The organism is Nonomuraea sp. IBHARD001 (assembly GCF_056106265.1).
Window position 1 is genome coordinate 8,916,684 of sequence record NZ_JBWBBW010000002.1, and the last position, 25,183, is coordinate 8,941,866.

The following is a 25,183-nucleotide window of genomic DNA, read 5'->3' on the forward strand; positions in this document are numbered from 1 at the left end:
GGCCGCGTCAGCGGCGGCCCTGGCGCACGTACACGGGGTCGCCGTTGCGCACGAGCTTGAAGACCTTGTCGGCGGTGTGCAACGGAATGCGCACGCACCCGTGCGAGGCCGGGCGCAGCGGCACCGAGACCGAGCCGTGCATGGCGATCCCGCCCCTGAAGTACAGCGGCTTGTACATCGCGCCGAGACGTCCGACGTCCCAGCCCTTGACTCGGCGGTTGACCTTGAAGTCCCCGACCGGCGTGATCGCGAAGCCGCAACGCCCGCCCGCGCAGTAGGAGCGCCTGGCCCCCGTCGAGATGTGCGTGACGAGGGCCAGCGTGCCCCTGTCGTAGACGAACAGCAGCTGGCGCCGCAGGTCGATCTCGACGCGGTCGCGCCCGCCCTTGCGGACGAGTGGACGCACCTTTTTCGGGTGCTCCATCGCCCGCCACGTCCTGGCGTTGGTCCGTGAGCGTGGCTTGAGCCGGTTCAGCTTCTGGAAGCCCCACAGGGCGGTGAGCGTCTCCTCGCGGAAGGCCCCGTCGAGCGGTCCGGGGTCGAAGCGCAGTGCCTTGAGCCTGCGCTGGAGGTCGTACACCTCCTCGCCCGAGTCGCCGAGCCGGACGTCGGCCAGCGCCGGAGCGCTGAGCAGCAGGGACGCCGTGATGACCGCGAGCGGAACAACGATCTTGCGCATGCCCCCGACGTAACCATCTCTTGTACCGGTCCAAGTCGTGACACGCGAGGACTTGACACTTTCGCGGCTGTGCCTTTTGATAACCCCATAACCGACTTATTAAGTAGGAATTAGGAGCAAAGATGAGCGCGGTACGCAGGGTGGTGGCGGCGGTCGCCGTCGCAGCGATCACATCCGTGGCCGCGGCGTGCGGGGGCACGGAAACCGCGGGTACGACGACGAACGACGGGAAGCCGGCGGCAGCGGCAGAGCTCCGCCTCGGCTTCTTCCCGAACATCACACACTCCACCGCCCTGGTCGGCGTGGAGAAGGGGCTGTTCACCAAGCACCTCGGCAGCGGCACCAAGCTGACCACGAGTACGTTCAACGCGGGCCCCGCCGCAATCGAAGCCGTCTTCTCCGGCGCGATCGACGCCACCTACATCGGCCCGAACCCGGCGATCAACGCCTGGGCGAAGTCCAAGGGCGAGGCCATCAAGATCATCGCAGGCGCGGCCTCGGGCGGCGTCTTCCTGGTCGTCAAGCCCGAGATCAACGCCATCGAGGACCTCAAGGGCAAGAAGGTCGCCACGCCGCAGCTCGGCAACACGCAGGACGTGGCGCTGCGCTACTACCTGCAGGAGAAGGGCATCAAGACCGACACCAAGGGTGGCGGCGAGGTGTCGATCATCCCGCAGGAGAACTCGCAGACGCTGCAGACGTTCGCCACCGGCGACATCGACGGCGCCTGGGTGCCCGAGCCGTTCGCCAGCCGTCTGGTGCTGGAGAGCAAGGGCAAGATCCTGCTCGACGAGCGCGACCTGTGGCCGAACAAGCAGTTCGTGATCACCCACCTGATCGTCAGGCAGGAGTTCGCCAAGCAGCACCCCGTCCTGGTCGAGAAGCTGCTGCAGGGGCACGTCGAGGCCACCGAGGCGATCACCAAGGACCCGGCGGGCTCGGCCACGGCCGTCAACTCCGCGATCGAGAAGCTGACCGGCAAGCCGCTCAAGCCCGAGGTGCTCGACGCCGCGTTCAAGAACATCACCTTCACCAACGACCCCATCGCCTCGTCGCTGGTCGGCAGTGCGGACCACGCCACGAAGATCGGCCTGCTCGACCCGGTCGACCTCAACGGCATCTACGACCTGGCGCCGCTCAACAAGATCCTCGCCGCGAAGGGCCAGACGGAGGTAGCGGACAAGTGACAGCTCCCCTCACGGAGCAGGCCGAGAGCCGGATCGAAGGGCGTAGGCCCGCGGTCCGGCTCGACGCCGTCTCCAAGATCTACGGGCACGGAGGCAACAGCCTGCTGGCCCTCGACAATGTCAGCCTCTCCGTCGATCCGGGGGAGTTCGTCTGTCTGCTCGGCGCCTCGGGATGCGGCAAGAGTACGATGCTCTCGCTCGTCGCCGGGCTCGACAGGGTGACCGCGGGCGCCATCGACACCCACGGCAGCCGCATCGCGATGATGTTCCAGGAGCCGGCCCTCTTCCCCTGGCTCACCGTCTCGGCCAACGTCGAGATGGCCCTGCGCTCGCAGGGCGTCGCCCGCAAGCAGCGTCAGGTGAAGGCCCAGGAGTTCCTGGAGATCGTGCACCTCGGCGGATTCGGCAAGAAGCGCCCGCACGAGCTGTCGGGCGGTATGCGCCAGCGCGTCGCCCTGGCCAGGGCCCTGGCCCAGGACGCCGACGTGCTGCTCATGGACGAGCCCTTCGGCGCGCTCGACGCCATGACCCGCGACCTGCTGCACGACGAGCTGGAGCGCATCTGGCGCGAGCGTGAGCTGTCGGTCCTGTTCGTCACCCACAACGTCCGCGAAGCCGTACGGCTCGGCGATCGGGTCGTGCTGCTCAGCAGCAGGCCGGGCCGGGTCGTGGAGGACTTCCCGATCACACTGCCCAGGCCGCGCCGTACCGACTCGCCCGAGGTGGCGGCTCTCGCGGCGACGATCACGGACCGGCTGAAGGAGGAGGTGATCAGGCATGGCGGTTGACACCCACGCCAAGTCGCTCGCGGGCCTCGACGCCCTGGAGCTCGTGACCCCGCGCAAGCAGAGCGCCGCCTCACGGGTCTGGGGCCGGGCCTGGCCGATGGCGCTGGCCGTCGCCCTGGTCGGCATCGTCTGGGAGGTGGTCGTCCTCAGCGGCTGGCGGCCGGAGTACGTGCTCGCCGGGCCGGTCACCACGGCCGAGGAGCTGCTCAAGCGGCTCGGCGATCCCGAGTTCTACCAGGCGCTCGGCGTGACCATGCGAAGGGCGGTCACCGGGTTCGCGATGGCCGTGCTGGTCGGGCTGGTCGTCGGGGCCGCGGTGTCGCGGATCAAGCCGCTGCGCGCGGCCGTCGGCTCGCTGATCACCGGACTGCAGACGATGCCGTCCATCGCGTGGTTCCCGCTGGCCATCCTGCTGTTCAAGCTGACCGAGAGCGCGATCCTGTTCGTCGTGGTGCTCGGCGCCGCGCCGTCGATCGCCAACGGCCTGATCGCCGGTGTCGACTACACCTCGCCGCTGCTGCTGCGGGCCGGGCACATGATGGGCTTTCGCCGGTTGCAGCTGTACCGGCACGTGATCCTTCCGGCGTCGCTGCCCTCGTTCCTGGCCGGGCTCAAGCAGGGATGGGCGTTCGCGTGGCGTTCGCTGATGGCGGGCGAGCTGCTGGTGATCATCGCCAACCAGCCGTCGATCGGCGAGCAGCTGCACTACGCGCGTGAACTCGCCGACTCGCCCGGACTGCTGGCCACGATGATCGTCATCCTGGTGATCGGCATCGTGGTCGACATGCTCTTCGAATGGGCCGACGGCGCACTCCGCCGCCGTTGGGGTCTCGACCAGCGACCCGCCTAGGCATGCGGATCTCCGCACGAACTCAGTACGCCCTGCGCGCGGTGGCCGAACTGGCCGCCGCGCCGCCGGGCCCGGTCCCCGCGGAACGCATCGCGGTGACACAACAGATCCCACGGCGATTCCTGGACAACATCCTGCTGCAGTTGCGCAGAGCCGGTCTGATCCACAGCCAGCGCGGCCCCGAAGGCGGCTACTGGCTGGCCAGACCGGCCGCCGACATCACACTCGCCGATGTGATCATCGTGGTGGAAGGCGTGCCCGAACGGGCGGAACACGGAGGCTATCCCGGCGTCGCCCAGCCGCTCGCGGACGTGTGGAGCGCCCTGCGCGAGCACGAGGAGACCCTGCTGACCGAGATCACCTTCGCGCAAATCGTGAAACCCGATCACTGAGCGTGCCATGATGGATGGGAAATGATTTTCATCGTCATGGAGGTCCTCCAGTGCGCGTGGCATTCGTCGGCAAGGGCGGCAGCGGAAAGACCACGATGTCGGCCCTCTTCGCTCGCTACCTGTCGAGCCGGGGCGCCCCCGTCGTGGCCGTCGACGCCGACATCAACCAGCACCTCGCGATGGTGCTCGGGCTCGACGAGCCGCCACCGGCGCTCGGCGCCCACCTCGACGAGATCAAGGACTTCCTGCGCGGGGACAACCCGCTGATCCCCTCCGCCTCCGCCATGGTGAAGACCACCCCACCGGGCCGGGGCTCGCGCATCCTCACCACGGCCGACCTGCTCGACTCCTCCTACACCGCCGGCACGCCCGAAGGCCCCCGGCTGATGGTGAGCGGGCCCTTCGCCGAGGACGACCTGGGCGTCGCCTGCTACCACTCCAAGCTCGGCGCGGTCGAACTCCTGCTCAACCATCTGGTCGACGGGCACGGCGAGTACGTCGTCGTCGACATGACCGCGGGCGCCGACTCCTTCGCCTCCGGCCTGTTCACGCGCTTCGACCTCACCTTCCTCGTGGCCGAGCCGACCCGCCAGGGCGTGAGCGTCTACCGGCAGTACAAGGACTACGCGGCCGACTTCGACGTGCCGCTCGCGGTCGTCGGCAACAAGGTGCAGGGGCCGGACGACATCGCCTTCCTGCGCGAGCACGTCGGCGCCGACCTGCTCACCTGGGGTGAGCACTCCACCGCCGTCCGGGCCATGGAGCAGGGCCGCCCCTTCGCGCTCGGCGACCTCGAACCCGCCAACCTCGCGATGTTGTCGACCCTGGCCGACCACCTCGACGCCCAGCAGAAGGACTGGGAGGGGTTCGGCCGTCAGACCGTCGAGTTCCACCTGCGCAACGCCGAGGCCTGGGCCAACAGCGCCACAGGCCGGGATCTCGCCCTGCAGATCGACACGGGCTTCGAGTACGGCCCGGCGGCACTTCACGCACTGCACGGCTAGACGACTCTCGCCTGTACGCCATATGGAGCCGACCGGCTTCGCCACCTAGCGTCCGTATTGTTCCCCTTCGAGAGGAGACAGCATGTCGCTGACCGTTCCGAACGATCTGCTCGACCAGGCCAGGGCGGGTGAGATCGACGACGCGGCGTTCCTCGCCTGCGTGCGCGACTCCCTTCCCTACGCGTGGTCGATGATCAGCGAGCTGGTCCAGCAGCGTGATCAGAGCGGTGCCGTGTTCACCGACAACCAGGTTCCGCCGCCGGACGAGGAGGCACGCGGCCAGCTGCTGCGCTGCCTGGCGAGCGACTCGATGAGGGGCGCGCTCGAACGTCACTACGGCGTGCGCCTGGCCTTCCAGAACTGTCACAGGGTCGCCGTGTTCGACCCGACCGCCACCGAGGCGCTGCGCGACTTCGTCAGCCCGCGCGCGCAGATTCTCAACCAGAAGCCGGAGCTCGTGGACTGCTGATCCACGGCAGCACCTCGGCGCCCAGGCGCCTGATGTTGTCGAGGGTGCGGGCGTGCTCGCCCGTGCCCTCGACCATGAGGATCAGCCGGTCCAGGCCCGTGGCCACGGCCGTCGCCCTGATCGTCTCGACGCAGTGCTCGGCGTCGCCCACCGGATGGGTCCGCGTCAGGAAGTCGGCATAGGCCGCGACGTCCCTGGCCGGGCGTGGTCCGGCGATCGACACATATCCCTTGAGCCCCGGTTCGAGCCACCGCGGCAGCGCCTCCCGCATCTCGCGCCTGGCGTGCGCGGTGGAGTCGCCGATGAAGGCGAGCGCGGCTCCCACGTGGCCGACGGCCGTCGCGTCCGCCCGGTGCTCGCCGTACGTGTGGATGGCCTTGGCCTTGTCCTCGTCGCCGATGTGCATGCCGAGGAGCATCGGGAGGGAGCGGGCGGCGGCGAGGGCGACGGTCGAGGCGGAGGTGCAGGCGACGATCGGGGTGAGGCAGGCGCCCGGCACGACCTCGACCTCGCGGAAGGCGAAGAACTCGCCCGAGGCGGAGACCCGTTCACCGGGCAGCGAGGCGCACAGCAGGTCGAGGGACTCGGCGAAGCCGCGTTCGTAGCGGTCCAGGCCGGTGCCGAACACCTCCAGGTCCACCCACGGCCCGCCCCTGCCGACGCCGAGTGCGAACCGCCCGCCCGACAGGTGGTGTGCCGTCGCGGCCTCCTCGGCCAGTGCCACCGGATGGCGGGTGGACAGCACGCTCACCGCCGTGCCCACCGTGATGACGCTCGTGCGCGCGAGCGCCGCGACCGCGAGCATGGTCGCGCTCGGGCACACACCGTAGGACATGAAGTGGTGCTCGGCGATCCAGGCGCTCTCGAACCCCGCCTCCTCGGCGGCGACGACCGCCTCGACGGTCTGCCTGAGCCTGAGGCCGGGGTCCTGGCCGGGTAATCGCGTCGCGAGGAGGAACACGCCGATCCGCATGCGGGCAGACATTCCCCGCGGGCATCCTGGACATGCGACCGCCGCGACGCAATTGGAGTGCGTCGCGGCGGTCTATCCCTTTACTGAGTCGCACGGCCTCCTCCCGCGCCGGGTCCTACTTGTACAGCTCCCCGTTGGGGCCGACGATCTTGCCGGACCACAGGTTCTTCGCCGCGTTGTAGACCGCCGCGGTCTCACCGTCGAAGTACGGCGAGGAGATGTAGTCGACGCGGTCGTTGCCGTCCTGGTCGTTGAAGGTGCTGGTGACACCGTTCACGTAGCCCAGACGCTTGGCGTTGCTGTACTTGATGAGCCACGGAGCGCCGTCGGCGCCCGAGGTCAGCGCCGCCTTCAGCGCGATGTGCTCCTCGATCTTCTTGGCGGCCGAGCCCACGGTCTTGGCCGAGGTCTTGCCGTAGACCCACTTCGGCGTGACACCGGTGTAGGGCTTGCTGCCGTCGGGGTGCGGGGCCGCCGGGTAACCGAAGACGAAGACGTTGAGCCCGGTCTTCTGGTTGTAGGCGAAGCCCTGGCCACCGACGGCGTCACCGAGACGACCCGCGTCGACCGAGAGCTCGATGACGAACTCGTCCTTGTAGTACGTGATCGAGACGCCCTTCTTCACCCAGAGGTTGAGGAAGTACTTCTCGACGATGTAGTTGCCGCCCGCGTCCACGAACTTGAAGCCGGGGCCCGTGTAGGCCTCGTAGTCGCTCTTCGTGGCGAAGGTGTACTGACGCTTGAACCGCTTGGTGTAGTTGCCGGGCTGGAAGCCCTCCCAGTGCGGGGCGGCGTCCACCGTGGGCTCGGGGGCGGCGAGGTACTTCTCCCTGTCCACCTCGAGCGAGGTGCGCTCGGTCAGGCGGTGGTCGGGGCTGCCGACCTCCTGCGTGGCGGCGGTCTTGGAGTAGTAGCCGTTGGTCTCGGGGGCGTTGACCGGCCCGCGACCCTTCTCGTACTCCTCCTTGGTGATGGTGGAGGTCTTGATGTACTTCGGCCCGACGAACTTGGCGTACTCGTCGGCGGTGACGGTCTTCGCGCCGCCGAACTTGATGCCGTTGTAGACCGTGACGAAGGCGTAGTCGCGGTCGAAGTCCTCGTAGACGTCGTAGTCGTAGTGCGTGAACGCCTGCTTGCCGACGAAGATGCCGTACGGCGCCTTGCCCTGGTAGTAGGCAGGGACGAAGACCCACTTGTCGTAGGCCGAGTTGGTGTCGGGGTTGTACACCGCGTGGCCGGCCGTGATGACCAGGTTGCGGTAGTGCGACTGGATGGAAGTGGCGCTGGCCCACTTCTTCTCGCCGGTGCCGTCGACCCAGAACACCTTGCCGATGGTGCGCGGCAGGTTGATGTTCTTGACCTTGCCCGCGGCCTTCTTCTCCTCCCCGATCGGGGGAACGAGGCCGGGCTTGCCGTCAGGGGTGTACCCGCCCTTGGAGACGAGCTTCTTGACGTCCTTGGCGTCCCAGTAGTACGCCGAGGCGGCCTTGAGGGCCTCGCCGTTGTGGGCAGCCCAGAACTGGGCGACCGAGTAGGCCTCGGCGGTGTTCTTGGCCAGCGGGTCGGTGCTGGTGTCGCCGCTCGCCTGGGCGGAACCGGCGAGGCCGGCGGCGAGCAGGCCGGTGGCGAGGACCGCGCCACCGACGGGGAGGAAGATGCGCTTCAAGGGGAAACTCCTTGGGCTGTCGTGGAACGCCTCATGCGTCCCATGCGTCAGAGAAGGACTGACGCAAAACATACACAGCCGATAGGAAATACCGGAATGGTGGTAAACTGTGATCTGGATCACAGTTTCACCCGAACAGTGACAGCTGCCCTTCGCCGGCGGCCGCGTCCCTGTGCCTTTTGAGGTGCCGCCACTGCGGAAGATCGTCCAGGTAGGACCACGACAACCGGTGCAAAGGCGTGGGTCCGAGCGCGGTCAGCGTCTGCACGTGCTGGGGCGAGGGATAGCCCGCGTTGTCGGCGAATCCGTAGTCGTCGAACCCGACCGTGCCCATGTACGCGTCGCGCCTGACCTTCGCCAGGACCGAGGCGGCCGCCACCGAGACGCTCGCCTGGTCGCCCTTGATCTCCAGCCTGACCGGCCAGGGCGCGCCGATGTAGTCGTGCTTGCCGTCGAGGATCACCACGTCCGGCCGTACCGGCAGCGACTCCAGCGCCCGGCGCGCGGCCCTGCGCAGGGCCTGCGTCATGCCGAGCGCGTCGATCTCCTCGTGGGTCGCCTCGCCGAAGCCGACGCCGCTCGCCCACTGCTCCACCTCACCCGACAACGCACTCCTTCGTGCGGCCGAGAGCTGTTTGGAGTCGGTCAGACCGGCGGGCGGCGGCGACAGGTCGGTGACCACCGCGCACACGGTCACCGGCCCGGCCCAGGCGCCTCTACCGACCTCGTCGACCCCGGCGACGATCCGGGCGCTGCCCGATGCGAGCAGCAGGTTCTCGATGTCATAGCTGGGCGGCATGCCAGCAGACGCTACCTGGAGGCCGGCGTCACCGGATCCAGATCGGCCGCCAGGTACCGGGCGGCCACGTGAATGGCCCGCAACGTCACCGAGACCGACGGCCGCGAGACGCTCGACCCCCGCGCGACCGCCAGCACCTCCCGCGTCACCGGCCGCCCGGGAAACTCCCGTACGGCGATGCCGCGCACCCCGGCGGCCAGCGCGAGCGAGGGCACGGCCGCGATGCCGATGCCCTTGGCCACCAGGCTCAGGATCGTGCCGAGCCCCTCGAACTCCCACGGCACCGGCCTGGTGCCGCCCACGTCGGCGAAGATCCGGTCGACGGCGAGGCGTGAGGGTTCGCCGTCCGGCGTCGCCATCCACGGCTCGTCCCGCAGTTCGCGCAGGTCGAACGGCTCGTCGGGGGATGCCAGGCGGTGCCTGCGCGGCACCACGAGCACGATCGGGTCGTTCAGCAGCGGGTAGACGCGCAGGCTGTCGTTCTCGCGCACCCGCCCGTACCAGTCGTCGACCAGGGCGATGTCCACCTCGCCCGACTGCACCTCGCGCATGCCCCTGCCCGAACGCGACTGGCCGAGCCGCAGCGTCAGCCCGGTGTGGCGGCGCAGGGAGCGGGCCAGCGCGGGCGCGAACGCGACGGCGGCCGTGGGGAAGGCGGTGACCACGACACGCCCCGAAGGCGTCGCGGTGTGCGCCGACAGGTCGGACTCGGCCTCCTCCACCATCGACAGGATGCGCTCGGCGTGCACGACCAGCCTGCGCCCGGCGTCGGTCAGCTCCGCGCTGCGCGCCGTGCGGTCGAGCAGCGCCGTGCCCGTCTCCCTCTCCAACGCGGCCAGCTGCTGGGACACGGCCGACGGACTGTAGCCGAGCGAGTCGGCCGTGGCCGCGATACTCCCTCGCCTGGCGAACTCGCAGATCAATACCAAACGCCGCAGATCGAGCATCGGACTTCCTTATGCCTACCCCTGAAAAGCCTCGCTTGTCGTGATGCCTTCATCCAACCACCCTGGGAACGTGACAAACATGACCTTGACCCTGTCGGCCACGCTGGCGGCCAACGAAGACATCGCGCGAAGACGAAGCGCCGGGGAGCGAGTCCTGCACCTGGCCTTCGGTGAGGCGGGACTGCCCGTGCACCCGGCGCTGCGCGAACGCCTCATCGCCGCCTCCGAGCGCAACGGCTACGGCCCCGTCGCGGGCGCACGGGAACTGCGCGAGGCCGCGGCCGGCTACTGGAGCAGGCGCGGCACCCCCACCGACCCCGACGCCGTCGTCTGCGGACCCGGCAGCAAGCCCCTGCTGTACGCCCTGCTGCTGGCGATCGGCTGCTCGGGCACACCCGGCGACATCGTGCTGCCGATGCCCAGCTGGGTCAGCTACGCCGCCCAGGCCGACCTGGTGGGCGCCAGGCCGCTGCTGGTTCCGGCGCCCCCCGGCGAGGGTGGGGTGCCGGACCCCGAGCGGGTGCGCTCGGCCGTGCTGCTCGCACGGTCGCAGGGCCGTGCGGTCGGCTCGGTGCTGGTGACGCTGCCCGACAACCCGACGGGCAGGCTGGCGACGCCCGAGACGGTGGCCAGGCTGGTCGAGGTGGCCCGTGACCTGGACCTGACGATCATCTCCGACGAGATCTACCGCGACCTCGTGCACGACCCCGCGCCGCCGTACCTCTCCCCTGCGGCGCTCGCGCCCGAAAGGACGGTGGTGACGACCGGGCTCAGCAAGAGCCTGGCGCTGGGCGGGTGGCGGATCGGCGTGGCGCGGCTGCCCGAGGGGGCGCACGCGCTGCGGGCCAGGCTGCTGGCCGTGGCCAGTGAGATCTGGTCGGCTCCGGCGGCGCCGGTGCAGGAGGCCGCCGCCTACGCCTTCGACGAGCCGGACGAGGTGGTCAAGCGCGTCGAGCAGAGCAGGCTGCTGCACGCCAGGGTCGCACGGGCGGTGCACAGGAGGTTCGCCGACGCCGGGATCGAGGTGGACGAGCCGCAGGGCGGGTTCTACATGTACCCGGACTTCGGGCGGCTGCGTGAGCGGCTCGGCGCGCACACCTCGGGCGAGCTGGCCCACCTGCTGCTCGACAGGTTCGGCGTCGGCGTCCTGCCGGGTCAGGCGTTCGGCGACGACCCGGCGGCGCTCCGGGTCAGGGTGGCGACCAGCCTGCTCTACGGCGAGTCGGCCCAGGAGCGGCTGACCGCGCTGACGAGTGCCGATCCACTCGCGCTGCCGTGGATCGCGGGCGCGCTCGACCACCTCACCGAGGCCCTCGCCGGGCTCAACGCGATGCGTGCGGCGACGCGCAGGGCGGGCACGCCGACCTTGGTGCCAACGGCGGTGCACGGCTGAGCGTCGTTTTGGCGAACCTTTGCTCACGGGGGGCTTCGAGCACGCTACGATCTCCCCGCTGAGCTGGGGAAACACCGGTCCGCGCAGACCTGCAGAAAGTTGCAACGTGTCACATGGTGCGAGGGGTGTCCTTAAGCCCTCATCATGTGCACATGCCCGCTTTTGTCACCCTGTCCGGGCGCTCTGTGCGCCTGGAACCTCTCAGCCTCGCGGTCGTCGACGACCTCGTCGCCGCGGCGAGTGAAGACCGCTCCACCTACACCTTCACTCGCGTCCCCACTGGCCGGGACGAGATGGTCTCCTATGTGGAGGCCGCTATGGCTGAGCAGGCGGAGGGCCGCACGATGCCCTTCGCCATCCGGTGGCTGCACACCGACCGCGTGGTCGGTGCCACCCGTCTCATGCACCTGGAGTACTGGCAGGGCCCCATGCCCTGGCCGCCGGGCGCACGCGGCGCGGTGGGCGAGGTCCCGTCCGTCGCGGACATCGGTTACACCTGGCTGGCCGCTTCGGCCCAGGGCACGGGTGTGAACCGGGAGAGCAAGTACCTCATGCTCTCGCTCGCGTTCGAGACGTGGAACGTCCACCGCATCACGCTCAAGGCAGACGTACGCAATGTGAGATCCCGGCTCGCCATCGAGGCCCTCGGCGCGCACCTCGACGGTGTGCGGCGAGCGGACAGCCGAGGCGCCGACGACACGGTCCGAGATACGGCGTACTACTCGATCCTCAGTTCCGAATGGCCCGCGCTGCGAGAACGCATGCTGATGCGCCTCGGCCTGGTCGAGGCGGCGGCCTAGGTCCCTCTCCCCTGCGAACCTCGAATACGTGGACACGAAGGCCCCACCCGCCCGACGGGTGGGGCCTGGTGTTCTTTGCGGCCCGAAAATTCTCGGGGGGCGTGACCGCCCCCGTGGAAAATGGGGCCACGCCCTACGCTCCTCAGCATCCCCAGGCCCGTTCAACAGCGGATCAACGACAAATCAACGCTTCGGTTAACGAGTTGGCCTGCACCTATGTCGCAGGCAACGAAGGATCTATCATTTGGTAGCAAAACATCCCATTGCACTGGAGACTCGCGGCATGGCTGATCAGGGCGTCGAAGGCGGGCTGCGGTTCGCCGTACTCGGCCCGGTCCGCGCGTGGCGCGGGGACAACGAGCTCGATCTCGGCACCCCTCTGCAGCGCTCCATTCTCGGCATGCTGCTCCTGCGCGAGGGCAGGGCGGTCACGCCGGGCGAGATGATCGACGGCGTCTGGGGCGAGGACGCGCCGCCCAGGGCGCTCGGCGCGTTGCGCACCTACGTCTCGCGGCTGCGTACCGTGCTGGAACCCGACAGGTCGCCGCGCTCGCGGCCCGAACTGCTCACCTCGGTCGGCAGGGGCTACGCGTTGCGCCTGGCCGAAGGCTCGCTGGACCTGACCAGGTTCGAGCGCGGCATCCACGCCGCCGAGAGCGCGCGCAAGGCCGGGCACACCGCGCGGGCCGCCGACACCCTGCGTGAGGCGCTCGACCTGTGCGAGGGCGAGCCGCTGGCCGGAGCCGTCGGGCCGTTCGCCGAGCACCAGCGCGACCGGCTGATCGAGTCGCGGATGGGCGCCATCGAGGTGCTGATGGACCTCGACCTCGAACTCGGCAGGCACGCCGCCGTCGTCTCCACCCTCATCGCGCTGACCGCCGACCATCCGTTGCGTGAGCGGCTGCGCGCCCAGCTCATGCTCGCCTACTACCGCTGCGGACGGCAGGGCGACGCGCTCGCGGTGTTCACCGAGACGCGCGAGGCGCTCATCGACGAACTCGGCATCGAGCCAGGCCCCGAGCTGACCGCACTGCACCACCGCATCCTGGCCGCCGACCCGGCCCTGGCGGGCGCGCCCCCCGCGCTCGGCCCGGCCGACCCCGCCGAGACCCCGGCCGACGACGCCCTGCGGGGCGACGAGCTCGAACTGCCCAAGCCCGCCCAGCTGCCCGCGGCCGTAAACGACTTCACGGGCAGGCGCGAGGTCGTCGGCAGGCTGCGCACCCTGCTGTCGGCCCAGTCCGCGACCGAGGGCGTGCCCGTCGCCGCCATCTGCGGCATCGGCGGCGTCGGCAAGACCGCGCTCGCCGTACACGTGGCGCACTCCGCCGAAGACCTCTTCCCCGACGGGCAGCTCTACGCCGACCTGCGTGGTTACGGCGAGATCCCCACCGCGCCCGAAACCGCGATCGGCGCTTTCCTGCGTGCGCTCGGCATCCCGGCCGACGTCATCCCCGAAGGCCTGTCCGAGCGCTCGGCGCTCTACCGCTCGCTGCTGGCCGATCGGCGCATCCTCGTCCTGCTCGACAATGCGCGCGACGCCGCCCAGGTCGGGCCGCTGCTGCCCGGCTCGCCCGGCTGTGCCGCCATCGTCACCAGCAGGCACAAGCTCGCCGACCTGCCTTCGGCCAGGCTCATCGACCTGGACGTGATGGAGCCGGAGGAGGCGCTGTCGCTGTTCGCCGCCGTGGCCGGTCCCGAGCGGGTGGCGCCCGAGCGCGCCGCGGCCATGGACGTCGTCGCCGCCTGCGGGTTCCTGCCGCTGGCCGTACGCATCGTGGCCGCGCGGCTGGCGGCCAGGCCCGCGTGGACGGTCGCGTCGCTGGTGCCCAGGCTCGCCGACGAGGCGCGCAGGCTGGACGAGATGCGCGTCGGCAACCTCGCCGTCGAAGCCACCTTCGCACTCGGGTACGGCCAGCTCGACCCGGAGCAGGCGCGTGCCTTCCGGCTGCTGTCGCTGCCCAACGGGGCCGACATCTCCGCGGCCGCCGCAGCCGCCGTGCTGTCGCTGAGCACGCTGGACACCGAGGACCTGCTGGAGTCGCTGGTCGACGCCAGCCTGCTTGAGGCCCCCGCGCCGGGCCGCTACCGATTCCACGACCTGCTCAAGCTGTTCGCCAGGCGCATCCTGGACAAGAGCGAGAGCCAGCAGGACCGGGCGCTGGCCCTGCGCAGGCTGCTCGGCTACTACCTGGCATCGGCCAAGGAGGCGCACCGCCTGGCCTACGAGGGCAGCCTCATCGCCGACAACCTCATCGAGATCGGCAGCGGGCGCGGCTTCCACTCCGCCGACGACGCCGTGGCCTGGCTCACCGTCGAGGGCGACGCGCTGTTCGCCGTCATCGCACAGGCCGCGGGCTCCTCGCCCACCGCCTCCTCGCTGCTTCCGGCCGCCGACCTGCTGCTGGCCATGGAGCCGCTGCTGGAGTCCGGCACGCACACGCGGGAGTTCGACCTGTCCACGCGGGCCGTCCTGGCCGCCGCGCGGACGATCTCCGACAGTGCGAGCGAGCTGCGCTGCAGGTACGTGCTCGGCAGGGTGCTGTTCGGGGCCGACCGGCTGCCCGACGCCGAGGAGCAGTTCCGGGTGGCGCTCGACCTGTCGGGAACGGGCGACCGCATCGTGACGGGCGAGGTGCTCAACGCCCTGGCCGTCGTCGCCGGGCGGCAGCGCAGGCATACCGAGGCGCTCACCTGGTTCGACTCGGCGACCAAGTTCTACCGTGAGATCGGCGCGCCCGCCGGTGAGGCGCTGGTGCTCAGCTACTCCGCGCGCGACCACCTCGGTCTCGGCCGTCCCGACGACGCCATCGCCGCCGCCGAGCAGGGCCTGGCCATCTTCAGCGAGGTCGGCAGCGGAGCGGGCACCGCACGGGCCCGCTACCACCTGGGCATCGTGCTGTCGCGTGTCGGCCGTTTCGCCGAGGCCGTGCATCACCATGCCGAGTGCCTGGCCTTCTTCAGGGCCAGCAACCAGCGGGTGTGGGAGCAGCGCGTCTGCTGCCGCCTGGCCGAGACGTTCATCGCCGCAGGCCGCTTCGGCGACGCCGTACGCCATGCCGAGCAGGCGCTCAACGTCAGCCGCGAGATCGGCCACCCGTACGGCGAGGCGCTGTCGCTGACCGTGCTCGGCAAGGCCCTGCGGGGTCTGGGAAGCACTGCTCGAGCCATCGACTGCCTACGCCGGGCCTATGACATCTTCAGCAGGCTCGGCACCCCCGAAGCCGGAGACGTCCGCGCCCTTCTCGAGGTCGCCGAGCGGGTCGAGACCTGAGTAGAGGTCGTCGTCGAGCCGGGTCATGCGTACGTGGTTGATCATGGTGTGCCCCCTTCAGTCGGGATGGGGTGTGTCGTCCGGCCGGCCGTCTGACCATCGCGCTTCGCTAGGGGGCCCGGTTATCCGGATGCTCCACGCAATGGCTAGCCGCCTCACATCGACGACCGGCCGGACCTGGCACGAACCTCGAACCCCCCAGGTCCGTGCCCACATCCACACCATCTCGGGGCGAGCTCAACAAGCAATCAACGCCCGATCAACAGGGTCCTGACTCCCTGTGGACAAAACCCATCAAAGCCTGAAGTACCCCTCGGCGATCAAGGGTCTGAGCACGTCGGCGGCCAGTTGCTCGTCCTCCGCGCCGATCAGTTCGGCGATGACATTGAGCAGCGGGCCGAGCGCCAGTTCGCCGTCGCAGACCCCGGCCAGCGCCGCCTCGACCGTGCCCACGTCGGTGGCCCTGCGCAGCCCTCTGGTCTGGCGCAGCACGATCCGCGAGGGGTCCTCGGCTCCCGGCTCGCCGATGCGCTCGTCGAGCAGGCCTTCGGCCACACGCAACCGCGCCTGCTCCAGGCCGCCCGCCCGGTGCGCGGTGGTGATCGCGTCGAGCACCTCGTGCACGTAGCCGCCCACCGGGAGCTCCACCTGGTGGGTCAGCGCCTCCAGCCTGACGACCGGGTCGAGGGTGCCCGAGTTGTGCAGGGTGATCCACCCGAAACCGATCGCCTCGACGCCGAGCGAGTCGAACCAGCCGAGCCACCTGTCGTAGTGCTCGGCATAGCCGGGCGTGCCCTGCTCGGCGGCGTCGCGCAGCCACAGCTCGACGTACTCGGCCGGGTCCTGGACGTCGCGTTGCACCACCCAGCCGTCGCACCCGGTCTCGGCCAGCCAGGATCCGACGCGCTCACGCCAGTCCTCGCCCTTGACGTGCAGCCAGTTGGCCAGCAGCTGGGCGTGCCCGTCGGGGGCCAGGTGGCTGGGCGCCCTGCGGACGAGGTCGCGGACGAAGGAGTCGGCCTCGTGACCGGACTCCCGGTAGGTCAGCCCCTCCCCCTTGGGCGAGATCACGAAGGGCGGATTGGAGACGATCAGGTCGAACAGCTCGTCCTCGACCGGCTCGAACATAGACCCGACCCGGCCGTCGACGCCCGTGACGCCGGACAGCCGCCAGCTCAGCTTGGCCAGCTCGACCGCTCTCGGGTTCACATCGGTCGCCACGACGTGGTCGGCGCGATCGGCCAGGTGGAGCACCTGTACGCCACAGCCGGTGCCCAGGTCGAGGGCCCGTTCCACCGGGCGGCGCGAGACGAGCTGGGCCAGGTTGGCCGAGGCTCCGCCCGCGCCCACCACGTGGTCGGCGCGCAGGCTCGGGTCGCCCGGCCGTACCTTGCGGTCGGAGACGACGTAGCCGCCGGTCTCCCACGGCTGCAGGTGCACGCTCGACCTGATCGCCTCGCCTTCGGGCACGACCAGGCCGGACTCCAGCAGCTCGTGCGGCACCTCGTCGGCGTCGACGGGCACACCGAGCCACAGCAGTCTGATCAGGGTGTTCAGCGGGTCCGCCTGCCTGGTCGCGCGGAGCGCGGGGACGATCTCCTCCCTGGCCAGCGCGGTGGCGGCCACATCGCCGAGCCGCTCGCGCACGCCGTCGATCGTGTAGCCGGCCTTCAGGAGGTGATCGCGTAGTCGTTCCACCCCGGGCACCCTCACATCTCACAATGAGTCACAAATCGTTACCTTGTGCGGCAAGCGCTTCGCAAGCAGCAGACAAGTCTCCCGCGATACACCTGGGCTTTGACCGCACTCCTAAGGATCCGGCCATGTTGATCCCCTGCCTCGCCTGTGAGACACGCTTCAAGCCCGACGAGTATTTCAGCGCCTGCTCCGACTACGACCGCGGTCTCGATCGGCTGTGCTGGACGTGTCCGCGGTGTGGCAACCGTGACGACCTGCGGGTCTTCACGGGCGAGCTCGGTTTCGGCACGGCCGGGCTGCGCAGGTTCGACGTGCACGACCGGGTGGCGGTGCCCGGTCTGCGGCGTCAGCGACTGGAACTGCGGCTGGACATCTCCTGGGAGTCCCATGTGTGGCGGGTGCCCAGCAGGGCGTGTCTCACACCGGTGTAGGCGCCGCCGCGGTGATGCCCTTCAGCAGTCTGACCATGTCCTCGACGATCGCCATCGCCCTTTCGGTCCGGCTCTCCTGGGTCGCCTCGCCCAGCGAAGGGGTCAGGACGACGTTGCGCAGCCTGGTCAGTGGATGGGCGGGGTCGAGCCACTCGCCCTCGAAGTGGTCGAGCCCCGCTCCCGCCAGATGCCCCCAGCGCAACGCGTCGACCAGGGCGGCCAGGTCGTGCAGCGCCCCTCGCGAGGTGTTGAGGTAGACCGAGCCGCAGCGCATGGCGGCGAACTCGGTGTCGCCCATCAGACTGCGCGTCTCGGTCGTCACCGGCAGGTGCAGGGAGACGACGTCGGCCTCGGCGAGCAGGTCGGCCAGCGTGTGGGTGACGTCCGAGGCGAGGCCGAGCGGGTCGCAGGTGATCACTCGCATCCCGAGGCCCTCGGCCCGCCAGCACACCGCCCTGCCCTCGTCGCCCAGTCCGACGACGCCGAACGTACGGCCCACCATGCGCAGGCCGCGGTGGCGCTCCTCAGGGGGCAGGCGTCTGCGGTAGACGCGGCCTCGCCGTACCTCCCGGTCGGCGGTGACGAGGTGGCGGGCGACGGCGAACATCAGGGCGATGGTGAGTTCGGCGGCGGCGTCGGCGTCGTACTCCTCGGCGAGGACGACCGGCACGCCGCGCTCGGCCGCGAGGGCCAGGTCGACCCCGGCGGCCGGGCCCAGGCAGGCGACGGCGTCGAGAGGCAGGGCGAGCACCGATCTGCCGATCTCGTCGGCTCCGGTGAACAGGATGCTGGCGCCGGTCTCGATGACGAGGTCGGCCAGTTGCTCGTCGCCGTAGCCGAGCCGGGGCCGCAGGACCGGCGCGGTCACCACCTCGGCCACCTCGGCGAGACGGGAGGCCGCAGGCTCCGGCAGATCAATGAGGACCAAAGCACGTGGTTGGCTCACAAACGTGACAATAACACCACGGACTGTCACGCCTCAGTCGCTTCGTGTAGCCTGGCCACGCCGGGCTGCGGAGGGGCAGCCCGGACTCGACTTCCCCGCGTCGCGGGGGCTATCGCTGGCGCAGGCTCTGCCAGGCGGCCTCACCGAGGTTCTTGATCTCCTCGTCGGTCGGCTGGTGTGCTCCCGCGAACCACAGGCGGCACATCTCCTGGGTGGGGCCGAGCCACAGCACGTAGCACATCGTGGCGTGCACCGGCTGGAGCAGGCCGTTCTTCATGTGCGGCTTCCACCAGTCGGCGACCTGCCTGAAGAAGGCGCGCCTGGCGTCGGCCACCTCGGCGCCGCCCGGCTCGTGCTTGCGCGGCGGGCGCTCGCTGACCAGCAGGCGAGCACGCTCGGGGTGCTCGCCCGCCCAGCGCATGTGGAAGGCGACGATGGCCTCGATGCCCGCCTTCGCGTCCTCGTGGCTGACCAGTTCGGCGAGAAAGGCGCTCTGGTAGGCCGCGGAGATCTCCGAGTAGAGCACCCCGAAGACATGCTCTTTACTGGCGAAGTGGTGGTAGAAACTGCCGACACTGACGCCGCTTTCCTCGCGGAGACTCGCCAGGGTGGTAGCCGAGACCCCGTCCTGACTGAAACGGCGCAAGGCGCCTTCGATGATCCGGGTCCGGCCGTCTCTGCCGTTCTTGGCACTCTTCACAAGGTCAATGGTGGGCCAACAGAACCTTGTTCCGCAAATATTGGTGCCGAACGGATCTTAGCGCTTACCGCAACGCTTCCGGAAGCCGCCTTCATGACGGCATCCGGCCAGGTTCTTCGGATTAAGCCGAGTACCCGGCGATTCTCGCCAAGGACGTCCATTTCCACGGTGTTCGCGCCTTTCGCCAGGGCGCTGACGAGCAGGAAATCGATCATCACGCTGCCCAGGCCGCATCCCTGCCATTGATCGGCGACCACGACCGCGATCTCGACGTCCTGCTCGCCGCCCCTGATGCTCATGGCATGGGCGATGATCTCGCCGCCCAGGGTCGCGACCAGCACGTCCCTGCGGTCGTCGACCGTCAGCAGGGAGCGGACGAGCGCGGCGCCCGGACGGGCGATCCCGGTGAAGAACCGCAGGGTCTGCGTGTGCAGCGAGAGGCCGGTCAGGAAGTTGGCGATGCGCTCCGCGTCGTCGGGTCCGGCCGGTCTGATCTGAGTTCCTATCACGAACTCAGCATCCCGTTCCGCTCCTGAGTTCGTCAAGTGAACTTAGGTGCACGGCGAAGTACCATGCGAGGTATGACCGTGCCCTTCCGGGTGGACAACTGCTCCATCGAGCGCACGCTGACCGTCGTCGGCGAGAAGTGGACGTTCCTGGTCCTGCGTGAGGCCTTCAGCGGGATACGCAGGTTCGCCGACATGCAGGCCACGACGGGCGCGCCACGCCAGGTGCTCAGCGCCAGGCTGGCCAGGCTGGTCGACGAGGGACTGCTGCGCAAGGTGCCCTACCGCGAGCCCGGCCAGCGCCAGCGCGACGAGTACCGGCTGACCGACAAGGGCCGCGACCTCTATCCCCTGCTGGTCGCGCTCATGCAGTGGGGCGACCGCCACCTGGCCGGAGAGTCGGGCCCGCCGGTCCGGCTCACCCACAGGGGCTGCGGCGCCCCCGTCGAGCAGCACCTGGTCTGCGCCGAAGGCCACGACGTCGCGGGCCCGCGCGAGATCACCCCGTTGCAGGGCTCGATGAGCCTGAAGAGCGCCTGACCACCCGGCGCTCCCTCCGGGGCAGATTCAGCAGGCCCGCAGGCTCCGGCGGAAGTCCAGCACGGAGAACACCGCGACCGAGCCCAGCAGCACCGCCACGACCACCGTGCGGACCAGCAGATAGCCCTGTGTGCTCAGGCTGACCAGCAACCACAGGCTCAGCGCCCCGTTGCCGAGCTGAGCCACCCCCCACACCAGCGACTGCCTGGTGAAGAACGCGCGCATCGCCGGATGTGCCACCACATGTCCGGGCAGCGGCACGAGATCGGCCGTGATCCGCTCGGCCAGCGGCCTGCACCCCCTGGCCGTGGCCAGGAAGGCCACCCCGACACAGCACACGCCGAGCGTCGGCGGCAGGAAGAAGAAGATCCCGTTGTGCGTGACGACCGCGACCACACCCCTGGCCGTGATCGCACATGCCGCCAGCACCACCGTGCCCGGCACCGCCACCCGCCTGACCAGCCGCAGCACGACACCGCCGTAGACCCACAACGCCGAGGCCGCGATCCCGCCGCACAACCCCGCCGTCTGCCCGAACGGCGAGCCGAGCGCCATGCCCGCCCAGAACAGCAGCACCGGCAGCAGCATGCTCTCGAACACCCGGGGAGCCGCGTGCCTGAGCAGCGTCCCCAGCCGGGGCAGCGAGAGCGGGTGCGCCGATGGCCGCGCTACGAGCATCACCATGAGGTTCGTGCAGCTCCTGAGGGGGTGGAGCGTTCCGGGGACAGCATCCGACCGTACGCGATGACCAGGAGATTGGTAAGGCTTTCCACCGGATCGGTCGGCGGGCGAGCGCCGAGGGGCGACGGCGGGACCGGTGCCGGGTGTGCCTACTCTTGAAGGCGTGTACCGGTTCCTCCTGACCCGACGATGGGTGGCGCTCCACATCGTGGTGCTGCTGGTCATCCCCGCGTTCGTGTTCCTGGGCCAGTGGCAGTTCGGCCGGTACGAAGAGCGCTCCACGAGCGGCGACCTCGTCACGCGCAACATCGAGGCCGCGACCGTGCCGATCGGCCGGGTGGTCCCGCCCGGCGGCACGGTCGAGGACGGCCAGCGCTACCGCCGGGTCGAGGTCAAGGGCACGTTCGACACGGCCAACGCCATGCTGGTACGGCGTCGGCCCCAGGACGGCCAGACCGGGTACTACGTGCTCACGCCGCTGGTCACAGGGCCAGGACAGGGCGTGCTGGTCAACAGGGGCTGGGTCAAGGCCGGGGCGACGGCCGACACGCCTCCCGTGGTGCCGCCCGCCCCGACCGGCGAGGTGACGGTGACGGGCCGCCTGCGGCTGAGCGAGTCGCCCGAGACGTCCGGCATCAGGGACCGCGCCGGGCTGCCCGCCGGACAGGTGCTGCTGATCAACGCACCCGCCATCGGGGCGCGCCTGCCGTACGACGTGCTCAACGGCTACGTCGAGCTGGTGGAGCTGCGCCCCGCCGCTTCGCCCGCGCCCGCGCCCGTCCCCGCGCCCGACCTCGGGGGCGGCGGGGGGCTCAACCTGGCGTACGGGGTGCAGTGGTGGCTGTTCATCGGGATCGCGATCGGCGGCTGGATCCTGCTGATCCGCCGCGAACTCGCCGACCGCAAGGCAGCCGAGGCGAACCCCGGCAAGGCCGGGGGCGCTGAAGGAGCTGCGGGAGGGGTTGAAGCGGCTGCCGGAGGCGCTGAAGGCGCTGCGCGCGCGGGCACGGACACAGGCACGGGCCGGCACGCGGACACGAGCCAGGCCGAGGGGCTGGAGGCCGAGGGGCTGGAGGCCGCGGAAGCGGCCGACACCAACGCCGAACACGCCAGAACGCCTTAACACCCGCGCCGCGCCACCCTCGCACACCACCAAACCACCCTCGCGCAGCACCAAACCGCCCTCCCGCACCCCACGCCCGCGCTCCTGGGCACTCCCCTCCCAGCCAGCCTCCGCGCCCCCGCCTCCCCCGCCCACCCCGCTCTCCCCCCAGCCCGAGACCCCCTACCCCCTGATCTTGCGGACCGATACCCCTATCCCGCCCTCACCCCTACCGTCATCCGCCGGATTTGTCGGCCCGAAGATCTAGCGTGGCCTCATGCTGCGTTCGCTGGTGTGGGTGAAGGACGAAGGCGCGGAGTATGCCGAGGTGCGGCTCGCGGGTGGGCTGCGGGCGTCGGGGCGCGCGGTGGGGGCGGGGCCCGTGCCGTACGTGCTGGAGCACACGCTGACGTGTTCGCCCGAGCACGTGACCGAGCGGCTCACCGTGCGTACGACGGGGCTCGGCTGGTGGCGTGCGCTGGACCTGCGACGGGAGCGGGACGGCAGGTGGGCGATCGACGCCGAGGGCATGGGCGAGCTCGAAGGCCCGCCTCCGGGCGGCGACGCGGAGGCGCTGGCCGGGGCGGTGGACTGCGACCTGGGGCTGTCGCCGCTCACCAACACGATGCCCGTCCTGCGACACGGCCTGCTGACCGAGCCGGGCAGTGTGGAGCTGGTCATGGCCTGGGTGCGCGTGCCACAGCTCGCGGTGATACGCCATCCGCAGTCCTACACCCACCTCGACCCGGGCGTCGTGCGCTACGAGAGCGAGGGCTTCAAGGCCGATCTGGTCTACACGCCGGAGGGACTTGTCGCCGATTACCCAGGGCTCGCCCGGCTTGTACGCTGAAGATGTGATCCGTCACATCGAGTTCGACCGGCTGTACAACTTCCGCGATGTCGGCGGATACCCCGCGCACGACGGCCGTTCGGTGGGCTGGGGCCGGCTGTACCGAGCCGACTCGCTCGGCTGGCTCGACGGCGACGACGTGGCGCGCTTCCACGCGCTCGGCGTGCGCACGGTCATCGACCTGCGCCATCCCGACGAGATCAAGCGCAACGGCCGGGCGCCCGAGATCGAGGGCCTGCGCTACCACAACCTGCCGGTCGAGGGCCGCAGGTGGGACATCGAGCGGTTCGCGCCCGGCCACGACATCGCCAGGTTCCTCGCCGACCGCTACGTCGAGGTGATCGAGGACGGCGTGGCCGAACTGCGCTCGGCGATCGAGACCATCGCCGCGCCCGCGTCCGCCCCCGTCGTCGTGCACTGCGCCGCGGGCAAGGACCGCACCGGCGTGCTGACCGCGCTCGTGCTGTCGCTGGTCGGCGTCGACGAGTCCGACATCGTCGAGGACTACGCGCTGACCGGCCTGGCGACCGCGCGGATCATCGACGAGTGGCGCACGAGGCGGCCGGAGGCCGTGCTGTGGCCCGGGTTCGGCAAGGCGCCCGAGGAGGCGATGCGGCTGCTCCTCGCCGAGCTCGGCGAGCGGCACGGCTCGGCGAACGGCTACTGCTCGGAGGTGCTGCGCATCGACGCGGCGACCGTCACCGCCTTGCAGAATAATCTTCTAGAGTAAGAAGTCGCATTCATCCGTCATTTCATTGCATGAGGCATTTACCCGGTATGAAGCCCACCCCGGTATGAGGCCGACCGAACGCGAGTTCACCGACCTCTACGAGGCGCACTACCGGAGCGTCTACTCCTACGCCGTCAGCAGAGCCGGTCGCCAGCTCGCCGAAGAGGTGGTCAGCGAGACCTTCCTCGTGGCCTGGCGGCGCATCGACGACCTGCCCAGGCACCGTACGCTGCCCTGGCTGCTCACCGTGGCGCGCAACGTCGTGCACGAACGCATCCGCGAGCACGCCAGGCAGTCCTCGATCCAGGAGGAGCTGCGCGCCTGGACCGAGGAGGCGGGCGACGACGTGGGCGAGCAGGTCGCCGACCGGGTCGCGGTACTGAAGGCGCTGTCGACGCTCTCCGAGGACGACAGGGAGGCGCTCACGCTCATCGCCTGGCACGGCCTCGCACCGGGAGAGGCGGCCCAGGTGCTCGGCTGCTCGCGCGCCGCCTTCTTCGTCAGGCTGCACCGGGCCCGCAGGCGGCTCGGCGAGGCGATGTCCGAGCGGGAAGTCAGGAGCGGGCGATGAACGACATCATGGACGTGCTCGCCGACGCCAGGCCGCCCCGGCTCAACCCACCGGGCGCCCCGCCGCCCCTACGCCTGCCCGCACGCGCCGAAGCGGCCGCGAACCGTGCCCGCCGTACCCTGATCATCGCGGGGGCCGCCACGGTCGCGCTGGCGGTCGCGGGGCTGGGGTCGGCGGTGGGGGTGTTCGCGCACGGCGACCGGAGTGCGCCCACCGGGCCGCCGCAGGCGATGTCGGCCGCGGGCGTGCTGATGACGGCGGCCGAGCGCACGGCTGTACGGCAGGACACCGGGACCGTGTGGCACGTGCGGCGGCTGTTCAGGTCGACCACGGTCGTCGGCGCGTACGCGATGACCAAGACCGAACGCATCGAGTACTGGCTAGGCGCCCAGGACGGCCTGCAGATCGTCACCGACCTCGGCGCCGAGCCCACCACCCCGGCCGACGCCGCCGCCTGGCGCGCCGACGGCAGCCCGACCACGTGGCGGTTCACGGCATACGGCCAGACCTTGCGCCTGGAGTCGCGACCGGGCGCGTCCGAACGCCGCGAGGTACGGCTCGGCACGACCTCGTGGTCCAGCACGATGCCGCCTGTCGGCCTGCCGATGGCCGGACTGCTGGCCCTGCCGCAGGACCCGGCCGGGCTCGACGTGTACCTGCGCAGGCGCTTCGACGGCCCGAACACCGACGGCGACGTCTTCGGCTCGCTCCTCAGCCTGATCTACGACCTTCCGGTCAGGCCGGGCACCCGATCGGCCGCCTACCGGCTGCTCGCCGAGCGGCACGACCTGCGTGCCCTGGGCGCGGTCGAGGATCCGCTCGGCCGGGCGGGGGTCGCCATCGGCATGAGCGGCGCCCCGCACGAGCGCGGGCCGACCGAAACCCGATTGATCATCGATGAGCGCACGGGCGACCCGCTGGCCTGGGTGGACAATCTCACATCGACCGGTGTGCCGGTCTACGCGCACATCATCGAGAGCGCGCGGTGGACTGACTCGATTCCCCGCGGGTAGCGGACTTCGGGGCCTGTTGGCAGCACCCTCGCGCAAGCGGGTCCCACGGGCTCGGGGCCGCCTCTGCCCCCTCTTGGGCGGTCCCGAGCCCGCACGATCTGGTCCTCGGAGTAAGACAACTCTCCCTCCGAGTGAGATAACGGATACCAACCGGAGACCTCGCAGCTTGTTCGACGTTATGCCGCCGTCGTACC

General features: G+C 70.1%; 26 protein-coding genes. 16 read left to right on the plus strand and 10 right to left on the minus strand.

Translation table 11 applies throughout. The annotated features are described in order from the left end of the window. Nucleotides 1–7: 7 nt before the first annotated feature. Complete coding sequence (locus ACTWNK_RS41980) at nt 8–679, minus strand: L,D-transpeptidase family protein (RefSeq protein ID WP_474310652.1); 672 nt, start codon at nt 677–679, stop codon at nt 8–10. A gap of 122 nt (nt 680–801) precedes the next feature. Between ACTWNK_RS41980 and ACTWNK_RS41985 the strand changes: the two genes are divergently transcribed. The 6 genes from ACTWNK_RS41985 (at nt 802) to ACTWNK_RS42010 (ending at nt 5,369) form a co-directional block, all read left to right on the plus strand. Continuing rightward, on the plus strand, nt 802–1,866 hold the full coding sequence (locus ACTWNK_RS41985) for an ABC transporter substrate-binding protein (protein WP_474310653.1): 1,065 nt from the start codon (nt 802–804) through the stop codon (nt 1,864–1,866). Then, entirely contained in the window at nt 1,863–2,654 is a 792-nt protein-coding gene (locus ACTWNK_RS41990) for an ABC transporter ATP-binding protein (RefSeq protein ID WP_474310654.1), read from the plus strand. The genes ACTWNK_RS41985 and ACTWNK_RS41990 overlap by 4 nt, the downstream gene beginning before the upstream one ends. After that, complete coding sequence (locus tag ACTWNK_RS41995) at nt 2,644–3,504, plus strand: ABC transporter permease (protein ID WP_474310655.1); 861 nt, start codon at nt 2,644–2,646, stop codon at nt 3,502–3,504. Before ACTWNK_RS41990 ends, ACTWNK_RS41995 begins: the two co-directional genes overlap by 11 nt. A gap of 2 nt (nt 3,505–3,506) precedes the next feature. Next, nucleotides 3,507–3,896 carry an RrF2 family transcriptional regulator gene (locus ACTWNK_RS42000; protein ID WP_474310656.1) on the plus strand — a complete coding sequence of 130 codons (390 nt, stop codon included), beginning with the start codon at nt 3,507–3,509 and terminating at the stop codon, nt 3,894–3,896. Nucleotides 3,897–3,946: 50 nt separating this feature from the next. Further along, entirely contained in the window at nt 3,947–4,900 is a 954-nt protein-coding gene (locus ACTWNK_RS42005) for an ATP-binding protein (RefSeq protein ID WP_474310658.1), read from the plus strand. 82 nt (nt 4,901–4,982) lie between these two features. Further along, nucleotides 4,983–5,369, plus strand: coding sequence for an SCO5389 family protein (locus ACTWNK_RS42010; protein WP_474310660.1), 387 nt, complete (start codon nt 4,983–4,985; stop codon nt 5,367–5,369). On the opposite strand, the gene ACTWNK_RS42015 is transcribed toward ACTWNK_RS42010, so the two are convergent. The 4 genes from ACTWNK_RS42015 to ACTWNK_RS42030 all read right to left on the minus strand — a co-directional run bounded on the left by ACTWNK_RS42015 (nt 5,338) and on the right by ACTWNK_RS42030 (nt 9,754). After that, nucleotides 5,338–6,354 carry an LLM class flavin-dependent oxidoreductase gene (locus tag ACTWNK_RS42015; protein ID WP_474310661.1) on the minus strand — a complete coding sequence of 339 codons (1,017 nt, stop codon included), beginning with the start codon at nt 6,352–6,354 and terminating at the stop codon, nt 5,338–5,340. The genes ACTWNK_RS42010 and ACTWNK_RS42015 overlap by 32 nt on opposite strands. A 103-nt stretch (nt 6,355–6,457) precedes the next feature. Next, nucleotides 6,458–8,008 carry a trypsin-like serine peptidase gene (locus ACTWNK_RS42020; protein ID WP_474310662.1) on the minus strand — a complete coding sequence of 517 codons (1,551 nt, stop codon included), beginning with the start codon at nt 8,006–8,008 and terminating at the stop codon, nt 6,458–6,460. A 127-nt stretch (nt 8,009–8,135) separates the two neighbouring features. Next, nucleotides 8,136–8,807: a ribonuclease HII gene (locus ACTWNK_RS42025; protein ID WP_474310663.1), complete on the minus strand. Its 672-nt coding sequence runs from the start codon at nt 8,805–8,807 to the stop codon at nt 8,136–8,138. Nucleotides 8,808–8,818: 11 nt separating this feature from the next. Further along, nucleotides 8,819–9,754 (minus strand): LysR family transcriptional regulator, encoded by a 936-nt coding sequence (locus ACTWNK_RS42030; protein WP_474310664.1) that lies wholly within the window; start codon nt 9,752–9,754, stop codon nt 8,819–8,821. 79 nt (nt 9,755–9,833) lie between these two features. On the opposite strand from ACTWNK_RS42030, the gene ACTWNK_RS42035 reads away from it, so the two are divergent. From ACTWNK_RS42035 to ACTWNK_RS42045, 3 genes are all read left to right on the plus strand, one after another. Next, the gene (locus ACTWNK_RS42035) at nt 9,834–11,147 is read left to right on the plus strand and encodes a pyridoxal phosphate-dependent aminotransferase (protein ID WP_474310665.1); all 1,314 of its coding nucleotides are present in this window, start codon (nt 9,834–9,836) and stop codon (nt 11,145–11,147) included. Between the two features lie 152 nt (nt 11,148–11,299). Continuing rightward, on the plus strand, nt 11,300–11,947 hold the full coding sequence (locus ACTWNK_RS42040; protein WP_474310667.1) for a GNAT family N-acetyltransferase: 648 nt from the start codon (nt 11,300–11,302) through the stop codon (nt 11,945–11,947). Between the two features lie 283 nt (nt 11,948–12,230). Further along, nucleotides 12,231–15,221: an AfsR/SARP family transcriptional regulator gene (locus ACTWNK_RS42045; RefSeq protein ID WP_474310669.1), complete on the plus strand. Its 2,991-nt coding sequence runs from the start codon at nt 12,231–12,233 to the stop codon at nt 15,219–15,221. Nucleotides 15,222–15,515: 294 nt separating this feature from the next. On the opposite strand, the gene ACTWNK_RS42050 is transcribed toward ACTWNK_RS42045, so the two are convergent. Next, nucleotides 15,516–16,919 (minus strand): DUF7059 domain-containing protein, encoded by a 1,404-nt coding sequence (locus tag ACTWNK_RS42050; protein WP_474310672.1) that lies wholly within the window; start codon nt 16,917–16,919, stop codon nt 15,516–15,518. A 125-nt stretch (nt 16,920–17,044) separates the two neighbouring features. Here ACTWNK_RS42050 and ACTWNK_RS42055 point away from each other — a divergent pair, with 125 nt between their 5' ends. Beyond that, nucleotides 17,045–17,350, plus strand: coding sequence for a hypothetical protein (locus ACTWNK_RS42055; protein ID WP_474310673.1), 306 nt, complete (start codon nt 17,045–17,047; stop codon nt 17,348–17,350). Here the strand turns inward: ACTWNK_RS42055 and ACTWNK_RS42060 are convergent. From ACTWNK_RS42060 to ACTWNK_RS42070, 3 genes are all read right to left on the minus strand, one after another. Then, on the minus strand, nt 17,337–18,296 hold the full coding sequence (locus ACTWNK_RS42060) for an NAD(P)-dependent oxidoreductase (RefSeq protein WP_474310674.1): 960 nt from the start codon (nt 18,294–18,296) through the stop codon (nt 17,337–17,339). The two genes, ACTWNK_RS42055 and ACTWNK_RS42060, sit on opposite strands and share 14 nt — an antisense overlap. 109 nt (nt 18,297–18,405) lie before the next feature. Further along, nucleotides 18,406–18,996 carry a TetR/AcrR family transcriptional regulator gene (locus ACTWNK_RS42065; protein WP_474310676.1) on the minus strand — a complete coding sequence of 197 codons (591 nt, stop codon included), beginning with the start codon at nt 18,994–18,996 and terminating at the stop codon, nt 18,406–18,408. Further along, complete coding sequence (locus ACTWNK_RS42070; RefSeq protein ID WP_474310677.1) at nt 18,993–19,505, minus strand: N-acetyltransferase family protein; 513 nt, start codon at nt 19,503–19,505, stop codon at nt 18,993–18,995. Before ACTWNK_RS42070 ends, ACTWNK_RS42065 begins: the two co-directional genes overlap by 4 nt. 72 nt (nt 19,506–19,577) lie before the next feature. On the opposite strand from ACTWNK_RS42070, the gene ACTWNK_RS42075 reads away from it, so the two are divergent. Continuing rightward, on the plus strand, nt 19,578–20,042 hold the full coding sequence (locus ACTWNK_RS42075; protein ID WP_474310678.1) for a winged helix-turn-helix transcriptional regulator: 465 nt from the start codon (nt 19,578–19,580) through the stop codon (nt 20,040–20,042). Nucleotides 20,043–20,069: 27 nt separating this feature from the next. Here ACTWNK_RS42075 and ACTWNK_RS42080 read toward each other — a convergent pair whose 3' ends face one another. Next, the gene (locus tag ACTWNK_RS42080) at nt 20,070–20,726 is read right to left on the minus strand and encodes a VC0807 family protein (protein ID WP_474310681.1); all 657 of its coding nucleotides are present in this window, start codon (nt 20,724–20,726) and stop codon (nt 20,070–20,072) included. 160 nt (nt 20,727–20,886) lie between these two features. On the opposite strand from ACTWNK_RS42080, the gene ACTWNK_RS42085 reads away from it, so the two are divergent. From ACTWNK_RS42085 to ACTWNK_RS42105, 5 genes are all read left to right on the plus strand, one after another. After that, entirely contained in the window at nt 20,887–21,846 is a 960-nt protein-coding gene (locus ACTWNK_RS42085; RefSeq protein ID WP_474310683.1) for an SURF1 family cytochrome oxidase biogenesis protein, read from the plus strand. Nucleotides 21,847–22,102: 256 nt separating this feature from the next. Further along, nucleotides 22,103–22,675 carry a putative glycolipid-binding domain-containing protein gene (locus tag ACTWNK_RS42090; protein WP_474310685.1) on the plus strand — a complete coding sequence of 191 codons (573 nt, stop codon included), beginning with the start codon at nt 22,103–22,105 and terminating at the stop codon, nt 22,673–22,675. Nucleotides 22,676–22,679: 4 nt separating this feature from the next. Then, nucleotides 22,680–23,405: a tyrosine-protein phosphatase gene (locus ACTWNK_RS42095; protein ID WP_474310686.1), complete on the plus strand. Its 726-nt coding sequence runs from the start codon at nt 22,680–22,682 to the stop codon at nt 23,403–23,405. Nucleotides 23,406–23,469: 64 nt separating this feature from the next. After that, nucleotides 23,470–23,976, plus strand: coding sequence for an RNA polymerase sigma factor (locus ACTWNK_RS42100; protein WP_474310687.1), 507 nt, complete (start codon nt 23,470–23,472; stop codon nt 23,974–23,976). Further along, nucleotides 23,973–24,989 (plus strand): CU044_5270 family protein, encoded by a 1,017-nt coding sequence (locus ACTWNK_RS42105; RefSeq protein WP_474310688.1) that lies wholly within the window; start codon nt 23,973–23,975, stop codon nt 24,987–24,989. The genes ACTWNK_RS42100 and ACTWNK_RS42105 overlap by 4 nt, the downstream gene beginning before the upstream one ends. Nucleotides 24,990–25,183 lie beyond the last annotated feature (194 nt).